The sequence below is a fragment of the Flavobacterium sp. J49 genome (assembly GCF_011742145.1).
In the GTDB taxonomy this organism is placed as follows: Bacteria; Bacteroidota; Bacteroidia; order Flavobacteriales; family Flavobacteriaceae; genus Flavobacterium.
On sequence record NZ_JAAQQU010000104.1, the window covers coordinates 265973 to 279179 of the forward strand.

Genomic DNA, 13207 nt, shown 5'->3' on the forward strand with positions numbered 1-13207 from the left:
AAACCGTAATCAAATCCATCACTACAATGCTTAACTTAGCTGAATGATTTCAGGGTTAGTATTTGTAGAATTAATCGAGTAGCTAAAGAACTTCAAACTACTGTTTAATTTTCCAAGACTTAGGGGGAAGCGATACTTTCGGGTATCGCTTTTTTTATTGCTCCATAGCGTCCCAACCACGGGCTTTCAAAGGAATTTTAGTATTTGCCCTGGTAATTAAGTGTATCCCTTCACCCTCTTGTGTTAAATGTCCAATCACCGTAAAATTAGGATTGGCTTTTATCTTATCAAAATCGTCTAAAGCAATTGTAAAAAGTAATTCATAATCTTCACCACCATTAATGGCTACCGTAGTTGAATCGATATTGAATTCTTCGCAAACATTGATAAACTGAGGATCTACGGGAATTTTTTCTTCGTATAAATTACAACCAACTTTACTTTGCTTACAAATATGAATAATCTCAGAAGACAATCCGTCCGAAATATCAATCATTGAACTGGGTTTGACTTCCAACTTTTGCAATAACTCTCTTATATCATGTCGCGCTTCGGGCTTTAACTGTCGCTCGATTAAATAAGTATAAGCATCCAAATCGGGTTGGTTGTTTGGATTCACCTGAAATACTTGTTTCTCGCGTTCCAAAACCTGTAATCCCATATAAGCTGAGCCTAAATCTCCGGTTACCACCAATAAATCTCCCTCTTTTGCCCCATCTCTATAAACAAGTTCGTTTTCATTTGCTTCACCAATGGCTGTAATCGAAATAATCAATCCTTTTTGAGAAGAGGTAGTATCTCCGCCAATGACATCCACATTATAAAATTTGGTCGCCAAAGCAATACCGTCAAACAGTTCCTCCAAAGCTTCCAGCGGAAAACGATTAGAAACCGCTACAGAAACGGTTATCTGCGTAGGTTTAGCATTCATAGCACAAATATCGGAAACGTTCACTACAACCGCTTTGTACCCCAAATGGCGTAACGGCATATAAGACAAATCAAAATGTACGCCTTCAATCAACAAATCCGTAGAAACAACTGCTTTTTTACCCTTAAAATCTAAAACTGCTGCATCATCGCCGATGCTTTTAAACGTTGAGGACTGTTTTACATCAAAGTTTTTGGTCAAATGGGCTATCAAACCAAATTCGCCCAATTGGGAAAGAGAAGTGCGTTGCGGAGTTTTATCTTCGAGCATGTTATTCAATTTTAGGTTGCAAAGGTACAAACTGTTTCTCTTTTTAAATAAAATTTAAACTTTCAAATTCCTGCTGACATACTGTTGTCATTCCGCCCTTTTAATTTTGACCTGTAAACAAAAAAAACATCTCATGAACACTACAATGAATGCTCCATCAATCCTTTCAAAAGAACAGTTATTACGCCACTGGCTGGGTCATCGCTTTGTGACCCGCCGTGTGATTGAAGCTTACCCGGAAAAAGATTTTTTTGAATTTTCTATCGGCGGAATGCGTCCGTTTTCTGAATTAACTTCTGAATTGCTTTCGATTGCGGTTCCTGCCTTGAAAGCGATTATTTCTCGTGAAATCAAACCTTATACGGAAGAAGGTTTCAAATTAAACACCAAAGCGGAATACCTGCAAAAATGGGACGAAGCTACCGAAGAAATCATCCGTCTTTGGCCATATATCAAAGAAGAAGATTTCGAGAAAACCTTCAAACTGTTCGGACAATATGAATTTCCGATTTATCAAAACATCCTTTATTTCATCGATAACGAAATTCACCACCGCGGACAAGGTTATGTGTATCTCAGAGCGCTTGGTATTGAACCGCCGTTCTTCTGGGAACGTTGGTAGGGCCGAAAAAAAATTCAGTGTATTATTTTTTGCAGGAGCCGGGCGGTGCGTTGGCCAAAGCCTCGATTTATTCGGGGCTTTTTTGTAATCGCCGGCGGTAATTATCCATCAGCTCCAAAATACGGTCATTCAGGGATAATGGTTCTATTATTTCGGCATAATCCGCAAACATCAAAAACCACCGCGCAAAACCGTTAACTATATCACGGGATAAAAATGTCATTTCTACCAAATCACCTGTATTTTTTTGGGAAACAAACCCATAATATTTCTTTTCGGAAGACAAATATTTGCTGATTTTCTTGTCGACCAGAATACGGACTTTAGTCGTTGGGATTTCATGTTCTTTGTTGAGATAAGTTTCCAACGTTTCGTGTTCTTGGGTAAACTCTTTTTGGGTTTTTTTGATCCCTTCAATCCGATCAGCTCTAAATTGCCGGTAATCATTCCTTAGATGGCAAAATCCCAGCACATACCAATTGTTATGATCGTGAAAAACACCAACAGGTTCAATGGTTCTTTCAGAAGCCACATCAGCATCTATCGCTTGGTAATCAAGGATTACCTGAGTTTTGTCGGCCGCGCTTTTAAAGAGAATCGACATCGCATTAGGCACATTTTCATTAAACAGATTTCCCATAGTAGGTTGGATCAGCACCTTTGATTCAATACTCGAAACCCAATCCTTATCCGAACTCTGCATCACCGATTTGAGTTTGAACATCGCAGACTGGTAATGCTGTCCCAATTCCTTGTCGATGAATTTCTGCATCAGTTTTTCGGCAGCAATAAAACTGCTGGCCTCTTCACGGGTAAACATGACCGGCGGCAATCGGTAGCCGTCAACTAAAGAATATCCTATTCCGGCTTCACCATAAATAGGTACACCCGACGCTTCCAAGGTTCGGATGTCACGATAAATGGTGCGCAAGCTCACTTCAAAACGTTCTGCCAATTCCTGTGCTTTTACAATCTTTTTGGATTGCAACTGAATCAGGATTGCGATAACGCGGTCAAAACGTTTAGGAGATTCGTCGAACATAAATAAGCTGTTTGCCCAAAGGTACTATTTTCGAGTAAATCAAAAAACCCAACAACTTTCGCCATTGGGTTTTTCTGTATTTATATTTGAAATTAATCATTCAGTTTCAGAACCGCCATAAACGCTTCCTGCGGAATCTCTACATTTCCTACCAAACGCATTCTTTTCTTTCCTTTTTTCTGTTTTTCTAAAAGCTTTCTTTTACGTGAAATATCCCCGCCGTAACATTTGGCGGTAACGTCTTTTCTTAATGCTTTGATAGTTTCACGGGCGATGATTTTCGCACCAATCGCCGCCTGAATCGGAATGTCAAATTGTTGTCTTGGGATTAATTCACGAAGCTTTTCACACATTTTTTTACCAATGTTGTAAGCGTTACTCTCATGAATCAAGGCCGAAAGCGCATCTACTGATTGGGCATTTAATAAAACATCCAATTTTACTAATTTAGACGCTCGCATTCCAATTGGCGTGTAGTCAAACGACGCATATCCTTTGGAAACGGTTTTCAATCGGTCATAAAAATCGAATACAATCTCTGCCAATGGCATGTCAAAATTCAATTCAACTCTTTCGGTGGTCAAATAGGTTTGATTGGTAATCACACCGCGTTTTTCAATACACAAACTCATTACATTGCCAACATAATCGGCTTTGGTAATAATCGTCGCCTTGATAAACGGCTCTTCAACTCTATCCAATTTGGATGGTTCCGGTAAATCGGACGGGTTGTTTACCACAAAACCAACCTCAGGTTCTTTTTTGGTGTAAGCCAAATAAGAAACGTTGGGAACCGTAGTAATCACTGTCATATCGTATTCGCGCTCCAAACGTTCCTGGATGATTTCCAAGTGTAACATGCCTAAGAATCCGCAACGGAAACCAAAACCTAAAGCCGCCGAACTTTCCGGTGTAAACACTAATGAGGCATCATTTAATTGCAATTTCTCCATCGAAGAACGCAAATCTTCATAATCTTCTGTATCTACAGGATAAATTCCGGCGAAAACCATAGGTTTTACATCTTCAAATCCTGTAATCATATTCGTTGTAGGCGTTTTGGCATCGGTAATGGTGTCACCCACTTTTACTTCCTTCGCCTCTTTTATTCCTGAAATTAAATATCCAACATCACCGGTAGAAATTACGTTCTTTGGTACTTGGTTTAACTTCAAAGTCCCTACTTCATCTGCAAAATATTCATTGCCGGTAGCCATGAACTTAATTTTCTGTCCTTTCTTAATTTCACCGTTTTTCACACGGAAAATAACTTCAATGCCTCGGAAAGGATTGTAATGCGAATCAAAAATCAAGGCTTGAAGTGGTTCTTCTTTGCTGCCTTTGGGTGCCGGGATTTTTTCAATAATCGCCGCCAAAATATTCTCCACCCCAAAACCGGTTTTCCCCGAAGCGTGGATAATGTCTTCTAATTTACACCCTAACAAATCAATAATGTCGTCGCTTACTTCTTCGGGATTCGCACTTGGCAAATCCACTTTATTCAACACCGGAATAATTTCCAAGTCGTTTTCTAAAGCCAAATACAAATTCGAAATCGTTTGTGCCTGTATACTTTGCGCTGCATCTACAATCAAAAGTGCGCCTTCACAAGCCGCAATCGAACGCGAAACTTCATAAGAGAAATCCACGTGTCCGGGAGTATCGATAAGATTTAAGATATAATCTTCGCCTTTGTATTTGTATTCCATCTGAATGGCGTGACTCTTAATGGTAATCCCACGCTCACGCTCCAAGTCCATGTTGTCCAGCAACTGGGCTTTTTCTTCTCGTGCGGTAACGGTTTGTGTGGCACCAAGCAATCGGTCCGCCAACGTACTTTTCCCGTGGTCAATGTGAGCAATAATGCAAAAATTTCTAATATGCTTCATGTAAACTTAATATTGTCTTGTTGGAAACCTGTAATGCCCCGGCATTTCATCTTCGTAAATCTGTCAAAATCTTGGGCGTTACCTCGTCTTTCGAACGAGGTCGGGCTGTCCGCAGTACACGGTACTTGCTCCCATCCCTAACGCATTTAATCGGCAAATATAGGCTAAATTCATCATTTTCAAAGCGCAAAAACAGTCTTTGTTCTTTACTCTTTCTTCTATTCTCTTAAAAATCGTATTTTTGCCAAAAAAATTCCCTATGCCCAAAATCGGCAACATTATATTACCTGATTTCCCTTTGCTACTCGCACCTATGGAAGACGTGAGCGATCCGCCTTTTCGCAGACTTTGTAAGTTGCACGGTGCCGATTTAATGTACTCGGAATTCATCTCATCAGAAGGACTCATTCGCGATGCGATGAAAAGCAAAATGAAGTTGGATATTTTCGATTACGAACGGCCGGTGGGCATTCAAATTTTTGGCGGTGATGAGGAAGCGATGGAAATGTCTTCACGAATTGTTGATGCGGTCCAACCGGATTTGGTAGATATTAATTTTGGTTGTCCCGTAAAAAAAGTGGTGTGCAAAGGCGCCGGTGCCGGCGTTTTAAAAGATGTCGATTTAATGGTACGCTTAACCAAAGCGGTCATTAAAGGAACCAATCTTCCGGTAACCGTAAAAACACGTTTGGGTTGGGATGAAAATTCCATTAATATCGATGAAGTTGCCGAACGTTTGCAGGATATTGGCGTGCAAGCTTTGACCGTTCATGCCCGTACTCGTGCCCAAATGTACAAAGGCCATTCGGATTGGTCACACATTGCCCGCGTAAAAAACAATCCGCGTATCACGATGCCGATTTTTGGAAACGGCGATATTGATTCGCCTGAAAAAGCTTTGGAGTACAAGAACAAATACGGTTTAGACGGTATGATGATCGGTCGTGCAGCGATAGGTTATCCGTGGATTTTTAACGAAATCAAACACTATTTCAAAACCGGAGAACATTTGGCACAACCCACCATGACTGACAGAGTCGAAGCCGCCAGAAATCATTTAACTTGGTCTATGGACTGGAAAGGCGAACGCGTTGGGATTGTAGAAATGCGCCGTCATTATACCAATTATTTTAAAGGCATTCCCAACTTCAAAGAACACCGTTTAAAATTGGTTACACTCGAATCGGCTGAGGCTTTGTTTAAGGCTTTAGATGAAATTCAGGACGTGTATTCGGGTTTTCAATTTGTTTAATCCAACAACTTTTTGCTTACTCTACTACTCGCAATCCAGCTGGAAATAAAGCCCAGTGAGATTATTGTGAGGAATACAATCACCACGTTTTGAAGGCTGAAAACGACAGGATAAGCTAAGTTTTCGGTAATCATGACCAAACCAAACTGTTGTTGAATCACAACCACAATTATCCCCAAAAGCAATCCGATAATACCTCCAAAAACACTTAACAAACTGCCTTGCAATAGAAATATTTTCTTCAAATCTTTGATTTCAGAACCTAAATTATAGAGGGTTTTCAAATTGGCCTTTTTATCCAAAACCATCATAATCAGTGCACCTATTAAGTTGAAAAGCGCTATGATAATGACCAAAGTAAAAATTAAATACACAGCTATATTTTCGGTATTCAACATTTTGTATAAAGTAGCATTTTGTTGGGCTCTGTTTTTAACCTCTACTTTATTTTGAAAAAGGGATTGAAGTTTCTCAATTATCTTATTTTCATCAACATTGGGTTTGAGTTTAATTTCCAGACCCGAAATCTGATTGGCTTTCAATTCTAATAAATATTGCGCCAAATTCAAGTCGCAAAACACGTATTTACTGTCTAAATCTTCACTAATCGCATAAATCCCAGTCGGAATCAACTTGGCTTTGTTGAACGCTTCAGCTTCACTTTCAATGACGCCTTTCCCTTTTCTCGGCACATACACTTCAAATGGATTGTTAAAATCAAAAAGGCCTAAAGACAATTTTTCGGATATGCCATAGCCAATAACAACTTGAACCGTATTGGGTTCCAACCATTTTCCGTTAATCAAATTTTGATCGACCACATTGGTTTTGGTAAAATTGGCATCGACACCTTTTAAGTAAGTCACTTGCTCTTTGCCGTCAAAGAAGAAAAGCACTCTTTCTTCCAAAACTTTACTGAAAGACGCAACGCCTTCTGTATTTTTGAGTTGGGATTCTTGATCAGGCGAAATAACAAAGGATTTTCCAGAAATGGGATTGACTTTTAAATCGGGATCAAAGTCGTTGGAAAAGGACAAACTAAAAACGCGCAAACCGCTAAAAACAGAAAGCACTACAAACAAAGCCATAGCGCCAACAATAATACCTACCGAAGCGATACCTGTAATAATATTGATAGCATTGTTTTTACTTTTGCTAAAAAGGTATCGTTTGGCTATGTAAAGCGGGAAGTTCAAGTGAAATTAAAATTTCTTGCGTTTGTCTAAAAGATCGCGGTTTTCAATCGGATTTTCTTTGCCGGCTAAGGCGTTGTCAATTTTTTCGATATAATCCAATGAATCATCAATGTAGAAGGCCAAGTTCGGGACTTTGCGCAATTGCAGCTTAACTCTTTGTGATAAATCATGCTTGATTAAAGGCGCATTGGTTTTGACGGCTTCCAATAAATCCTTGGCTTTGTCCTGTGGAAAAACACTCAAATACACTTTGGCAATCGATAAATCGGTAGTCACGCTCACTTTTGAAACCGAAATCACCAAGTTGGAAATGCCGTTTTTACGCACTTCTCCCTGAAGAATATCTACCAAATCTTTTTGCAATACACTGCCTATCTTTTTTTGTCTGTTCGTTTCCATGAGGCAAAAATACGATTTTTAAGTTTCAAAGTAGCAAAGTGGTAGAGTTTAACTCCGTTCAATTCGCCTTTCTGGCTCGGGTCAAAGTTTTTTTGGAGCACAACATTCGTTTTCTATCATAAATCTTCCCGCTGTCCGCACTACAAGGTAGTTCGCTCCCATCGGGGCTAGAGTTCACGCTTACTCTTTTAATCACTAATCCTTGAATTCCTTATCTTTGACCTTTCAAACAACTCAGCCGCCTTGCAACTTTGCAACTCTGGCACTTTATAACTCTAAAAAAATGAGAAAAATAGAACATATCGGCATCGCCGTAAAAAGTTTAGAAACATCCAACTTGCTTTTTGAGAAACTTTTCGGAAATCCGCCTTATAAAGAAGAAGAAGTCGCCAGCGAAGGCGTAAAAACGTCTTTCTTTATGAATGGGCCAAACAAAATAGAACTTTTAGAAGCCACCAATCCTGAAAGCCCTATCGCCAAATTCTTAGAAAAGAAAGGCGAAGGCATTCACCACATCGCGTTTGATGTAGAAGACATCCTTTCCGAAATGGAACGCTTAAAAAAAGAAGGCTTCACCATATTAAACGAAACCCCAAAAAAAGGTGCCGACAACAAGCTGGTTGCATTCTTACATCCCAAAGGAACCAACAGTGTTTTGATTGAGCTTTGTCAAGAAATCCGCTAAAAATAGTTGCAACGAAACAAAAATAATAGTAATATTGCAACCTCAATTAAAGCCTTGGCTTTATTCACTGAACTCCAAAAGCCAATAAAAGTCAGTGAAGTAAAACCGGTCCTATAGCTCAGTTGGTTAGAGCACCTGACTCATAATCAGGTGGTCCTTGGTTCGAGCCCAAGTGGGACCACAATATAAAAAGACCTCTTCCAGAGGTCTTTTTTATGCAACAAAAAACCAAAAAGTTGGAAACATCGTTAATGGATGTATTAATTTGATGTAATTTTTGCAATAGAAATTTTAATTTACACGATATAAATACTTTTGCACTTTAAATTTCCATTAACTTAACTGATTTAATAATTAAATTATTTTGGTGATTAGATTTTTTTTATACTTTTACGCACTATGAAAATTGTCCCGAGTAGAATTATTGCCATTCTTTCGGTGTTTTTGTTGCCATTAACAAATGTTTTTGCGGCACCAGGACCACCGCCTCCCTCTACGCCGCCGCCGCCGCCGGGCTTACCGTTGGACGGGGGTTTGTTGCTATTGGCTGGCATTTCACTACTCTTCGGCTGTTATAAAATTTACAAATCCAATATAAAAAAAGCATCCTGTTAAATGGATGCTTTTTCTTTATAAATGCAGTAATTTTTAAAGTTATTGTCTTAGAGAATACAATCTTGCCACGTATTTTCCCACAACATCAAACTCTAAATTTATTTTTTTTCCAATTTGGAATGTTTTAAAATTAGTGTGCTCATAAGTATAAGGAATAATAGCTACGCTAAATTCATTATCTTTAGAATTAACCACAGTTAAACTGACTCCATTCACTGTTATAGATCCTTTTTCAATAGTAACATTGTTTAACTTACTGTCGTATTCAAAAGTAAAATACCAACTTCCATTGGCTTCCTCTATTGATTTACAAACACCTGTTTGGTCCACATGTCCTTGAACGATATGACCATCTAAGCGATCTCCCAGTTGCATTGCTCGCTCCAAATTAATCAAATCTCCCGCCTTCCAATCGCCAAGATTGGTTTTTTCAATCGTTTCTCTGATAGCTGTTACGGTATATTCATCATGGTTTATGGCTACAACCGTAAGACAAACCCCATTATGCGCCACACTTTGGTCAATTTTAAGCTCATGTGTTAAGTTAGATGAAACCGTAACATGAATATTGTCATGGTCTTTTTTTATTTCTTTTATAATTCCAAGGGTTTCAATTATTCCTGTAAACATTATGGTTTTATTTTACTAAATTTGCACTTCAAAATTAGCAATAAATAACCAGTCCTACTTATGAAAAAAGCAGAAAATATAATCGTTGGAATTTCAATCGGAGATTTAAACGGTATTGGAAGCGAAGTAATCCTTAAGACTTTTGAAGACGCCAGAATGTTGGAACTTTGCACCCCGGTTATTTTTGCGAATGTTAAAGTGTTGTCCTTTATCAAAAAAACTTTGGCGCTAACCGCTCCATTACACGGCATTGATAAATTAGACCAATTGGTGATTGGCAAAATCAATGTGCTGAATATTTGGAGAGAAGGCGTTGATTTGAACTTTGGAAACAACGATGAAAACGTGGGTAAATATGCTATAAAATCATTCATTACCGCCACTAAAGCTTTGAAAGAAAACCAAATTGATGTTTTGGTCACTGCTCCAATCAACAAATACAATATTCAATCGGAAGACTTTAAATTTCCGGGACACACTGATTACTTAGACCAAGAACTCGAAGGAAATGCTTTGATGTTAATGGTGCAGGATAATCTAAGAGTAGGTTTGTTAACCGACCATATTCCGGTGAATGAAGTGGCCAAGCATTTGACAGAAAAATTAATCCTTCAGAAAGTTGAAACCATCAAACAATCTTTGATACAGGATTTTGGCATTAACAAGCCCAAAATTGCCGTATTGGCTTTAAATCCGCATGCCGGAGACAATGGGGTTATAGGCAAAGAAGATGACGAAATTATAAAACCTACTTTAAAGAAACTGTTCGATAAAGGCACTATGGTTTTTGGCCCTTTTGCCGCTGATGGTTTTTTTGGCAGTAACCAATATGAAAAATACGACGCTGTAGTGGCTACTTATCATGACCAAGGATTAATTCCGTTTAAAACCTTGTCTTTTGGGAATGGGGTAAATTATACCGCCGGTTTAAATAAAATAAGAACTTCTCCCGATCACGGAACGGCCTATGAAATTGCCGGAAAAGGAGTTGCCGATTATAATTCGTTCAAGGAAGCGGTTTACACTGCCATTGATATTTATAATTCAAGATTTCAGCACCAGGAAATCAGCAAAAATCCCTTGAAAACAAAAGAAAGACAGTTATAAACAAAAAAATGTTCATAAGGTTATTGGAATTCCAATAATTTTATATCTTTGCACTCCCGAAATGTTGGGTCAAATTGTTGTTTAGATGAAAAGTACAAATGAATATTTAATTCCTTTTGTAGGGTTAAAATTAGGAAAGCATCAATTTGAATTTAAAATAAACAAAAAGTTCTTTGACGAATTTAGTTTTGATGAATTCGAAAGTTGCGATATAACTGCCAATGTGGTCTTGGAAAAAAAGACTACTATGTTGGAAATCAACTTTAAACACAAAGGAACCGTTAACGTTCCTTGTGATTTAACCGGAGAACCATTTGATTTACCTATTAAGGGAAAAATCAAATTGGTGGTACAGTTTGGTGACGAATTCAACAATGATAATGACGAATTATTGATACTGCCTCACGGAGAACATCAAATTGATTTGTCGCAGTATGTTTATGAAATGATTGTTTTGTCTATCCCGCAAAAAAGGGTTCATCCCGGTGTTAAAGACGGCACATTGCAAACGGAAGCATTACAAAAACTAAACGAATTACAAGTTAAAGAAGCAAAAGAAGTAACAAAAGAAGATGATATTGACCCGCGTTGGGACAAATTAAAACAACTATTAACGGATAAATAATATAGTACAATGGCACATCCTAAGAGAAAAACCTCGAAAACAAGAAGAGATAAAAGAAGAACTCATTATAAAGCAACTGTTGCTCAAATCGCAACTTGTCCTGTAACAGGTGAATCACATTTATACCACAGAGCTTACTGGCATGAAGGTAAAATGTATTATAGAGGACAAGTAGTTATTGATAAATCAGTAGCTGTTGCTTAATTAAGGTTTTTTTACAAAACAAACTCTCACTATGTGGGAGTTTTTTGTTTTAATTAATTTTAGCAAATATCCAATCCTAATCACCTTAGGTATAAATTTTTTTTGTAATTTCCACAACTTTTCGATTTCAAAAAATCGATTGGAAAAATACCATTTTTATGACTACAATAACAGCCGCAATAACCGCAGTTGGAGCTTATGTTCCGGAATTTGTACTCTCAAATCAAGTACTGGAAACCATGGTTGATACCAATGACGAATGGATTACCACTCGTACCGGAATCAAAGAAAGAAGACTTTTGAAAGACAAAGGAAAAGGAACTTCTTATATGGCCATCAAAGCCGCTCAGGATTTAATTTCCAAAGCCAATATTGATCCCGCCGAAATTGATTTAGTAATCATGGCGACTGCTACTCCGGATATGCCGGTTGCCGCTACAGGTGTTTATGTAGCTACCCAAATTGGCGCTGTAAACGCTTTTGCTTATGATTTACAAGCCGCTTGTTCAAGTTTCTTATTCGGTATGTCCAATGCCGCAGCTTACATTCAATCAGGCAGATACAAAAAAGTATTGTTGATTGGCGCTGATAAGATGTCTTCCATTATCGATTATACTGACAGAGCCACTTGTATTATCTTTGGTGATGGTGCAGGCGCTGTTTTATTCGAACCTAATTATGAAGGTTTGGGATTACAAGACGAGTTTTTAAGAAGCGATGGCATCGGTAGAGAATACCTGAAAATTGATGCCGGTGGCTCTATACTTCCTCCAACAGCAGAGACGGTTGCCAACGGACAACACTTTGTGTTTCAAGACGGGAAAACAGTATTCAAATATGCCGTTTCAGGAATGGCCGATGTGAGTGAAAAAATCATGGAGCGCAACAACCTAACCAAAGACGATGTCAATTGGTTAATTGCCCACCAAGCCAACAAAAGAATCATCGATGCTACGGCCAACAGAATGGGCGTAGACGAAGAAAAAGTATTGGTAAACATTCAAAAATACGGAAATACAACTTCAGCAACTTTACCTTTGTTGTTGAGCGATTTCGAAGATAAATTTAAAAAAGGAGATAATTTAATTTTTGCAGCATTTGGAGGTGGATTCACTTGGGGTTCTATCTATTTAAAATGGGCATATAACAAACAACAATAAAACTAATTCTTAAACTAACTAATTATGGATTTAAAAGAAATTCAAAACTTAATCAAATTTGTATCCAATTCCGGAGTTGCCGAAGTAAAGTTAGAAACAGGTGATGTAAAAATTACTATCAGAACAACTCTTGAAGGAAACACACCTGATATTACTTATGTACAACAAGCGCCAATGCAACAAGCTATTGCTGCTCCAGTTGCCGCTGCTCCTGTCGCTGCCGCGCCGGTTGCCGCTGCTCCTGCTGCTGATGACAATTCAAAATATGTTACTATAAAATCACCAATGATTGGAACTTTCTACCGCAAACCTTCTCCGGACAAACCGGTATTTGTGGAAGTGGGAAGCACTATCCAAAAAGGTGACGTACTTTGTGTAGTGGAAGCAATGAAGTTGTTCAACGAAATCGAAGCAGAAATCACCGGTAAAATCGTTAAAATTTTAGTAGACGATATGTCTCCGGTAGAATTTGACCAACCTTTATTCTTAGTTGACCCATCTTAAAAAGTTAGAAGTTAGAAGTTGGATGTTGGAAATTATTTTCTAACAACTAATTTTTAATTGATGCATGAAATTGTCT

Annotated in this window: 14 protein-coding genes and 1 tRNA gene; 9 read left to right on the forward strand and 6 right to left on the reverse strand. The window is 38.2% G+C overall.

The window, feature by feature from the left end; translation table 11 throughout:
• Positions 1–154: 154 nt before the first annotated feature.
• A complete protein-coding gene (gene thiL, locus HA632_RS07670) occupies positions 155–1201 on the reverse strand; it encodes a thiamine-phosphate kinase (RefSeq protein ID WP_176306606.1) in 1047 nt (348 codons plus the stop codon).
• 133 nt (positions 1202–1334) lie between these two features.
• Here thiL and HA632_RS07675 point away from each other — a divergent pair, with 133 nt between their 5' ends.
• Complete coding sequence (locus HA632_RS07675) at positions 1335–1823, forward strand: DinB family protein (protein ID WP_176306607.1); 489 nt, start codon at positions 1335–1337, stop codon at positions 1821–1823.
• Between the two features lie 67 nt (positions 1824–1890).
• Here HA632_RS07675 and HA632_RS07680 read toward each other — a convergent pair whose 3' ends face one another.
• Positions 1891–2865 carry a YafY family protein gene (locus HA632_RS07680; protein WP_176306608.1) on the reverse strand — a complete coding sequence of 325 codons (975 nt, stop codon included), beginning with the start codon at positions 2863–2865 and terminating at the stop codon, positions 1891–1893.
• A gap of 92 nt (positions 2866–2957) precedes the next feature.
• Complete coding sequence (gene lepA / locus HA632_RS07685) at positions 2958–4754, reverse strand: translation elongation factor 4 (protein WP_176306609.1); 1797 nt, start codon at positions 4752–4754, stop codon at positions 2958–2960.
• A gap of 259 nt (positions 4755–5013) precedes the next feature.
• Between lepA and dusB the strand changes: the two genes are divergently transcribed.
• Positions 5014–6006 (forward strand): tRNA dihydrouridine synthase DusB, encoded by a 993-nt coding sequence (dusB, locus tag HA632_RS07690; RefSeq protein ID WP_176306610.1) that lies wholly within the window; start codon positions 5014–5016, stop codon positions 6004–6006.
• Here dusB and HA632_RS07695 read toward each other — a convergent pair.
• Positions 6003–7202: an FtsX-like permease family protein gene (locus tag HA632_RS07695; protein WP_176306611.1), complete on the reverse strand. Its 1200-nt coding sequence runs from the start codon at positions 7200–7202 to the stop codon at positions 6003–6005. The genes dusB and HA632_RS07695 overlap by 4 nt on opposite strands.
• A 6-nt stretch (positions 7203–7208) precedes the next feature.
• Complete coding sequence (gene rbfA, locus HA632_RS07700; protein ID WP_176306612.1) at positions 7209–7601, reverse strand: 30S ribosome-binding factor RbfA; 393 nt, start codon at positions 7599–7601, stop codon at positions 7209–7211.
• 283 nt (positions 7602–7884) lie between these two features.
• Between rbfA and mce the strand changes: the two genes are divergently transcribed.
• Together mce and HA632_RS07710 are read left to right on the forward strand one after the other, a co-directional pair.
• Complete coding sequence (gene mce / locus HA632_RS07705) at positions 7885–8286, forward strand: methylmalonyl-CoA epimerase (protein ID WP_176306613.1); 402 nt, start codon at positions 7885–7887, stop codon at positions 8284–8286.
• A 107-nt stretch (positions 8287–8393) separates the two neighbouring features.
• Positions 8394–8467: transfer RNA gene (locus tag HA632_RS07710), tRNA-Ile, on the forward strand.
• A 473-nt stretch (positions 8468–8940) separates the two neighbouring features.
• Here HA632_RS07710 and HA632_RS07715 read toward each other — a convergent pair.
• On the reverse strand, positions 8941–9531 hold the full coding sequence (locus HA632_RS07715; RefSeq protein WP_176306614.1) for a riboflavin synthase: 591 nt from the start codon (positions 9529–9531) through the stop codon (positions 8941–8943).
• A 60-nt stretch (positions 9532–9591) separates the two neighbouring features.
• Between HA632_RS07715 and pdxA the strand changes: the two genes are divergently transcribed.
• From pdxA to accB, 5 genes are all read left to right on the forward strand, one after another.
• Positions 9592–10638, forward strand: a complete 1047-nt coding sequence (gene pdxA, locus HA632_RS07720; protein ID WP_176306615.1) for a 4-hydroxythreonine-4-phosphate dehydrogenase PdxA — start codon at positions 9592–9594, stop codon at positions 10636–10638.
• Positions 10639–10723: 85 nt separating this feature from the next.
• Positions 10724–11263, forward strand: coding sequence for a DUF177 domain-containing protein (locus HA632_RS07725; RefSeq protein ID WP_176306616.1), 540 nt, complete (start codon positions 10724–10726; stop codon positions 11261–11263).
• A 9-nt stretch (positions 11264–11272) separates the two neighbouring features.
• Positions 11273–11467 carry a 50S ribosomal protein L32 gene (rpmF, locus tag HA632_RS07730; RefSeq protein WP_176306617.1) on the forward strand — a complete coding sequence of 65 codons (195 nt, stop codon included), beginning with the start codon at positions 11273–11275 and terminating at the stop codon, positions 11465–11467.
• A 158-nt stretch (positions 11468–11625) separates the two neighbouring features.
• On the forward strand, positions 11626–12627 hold the full coding sequence (locus HA632_RS07735; protein ID WP_176306618.1) for a beta-ketoacyl-ACP synthase III: 1002 nt from the start codon (positions 11626–11628) through the stop codon (positions 12625–12627).
• 24 nt (positions 12628–12651) lie between these two features.
• Positions 12652–13131, forward strand: a complete 480-nt coding sequence (gene accB / locus HA632_RS07740) for an acetyl-CoA carboxylase biotin carboxyl carrier protein (RefSeq protein WP_176306619.1) — start codon at positions 12652–12654, stop codon at positions 13129–13131.
• Positions 13132–13207: the final 76 nt, after the last annotated feature.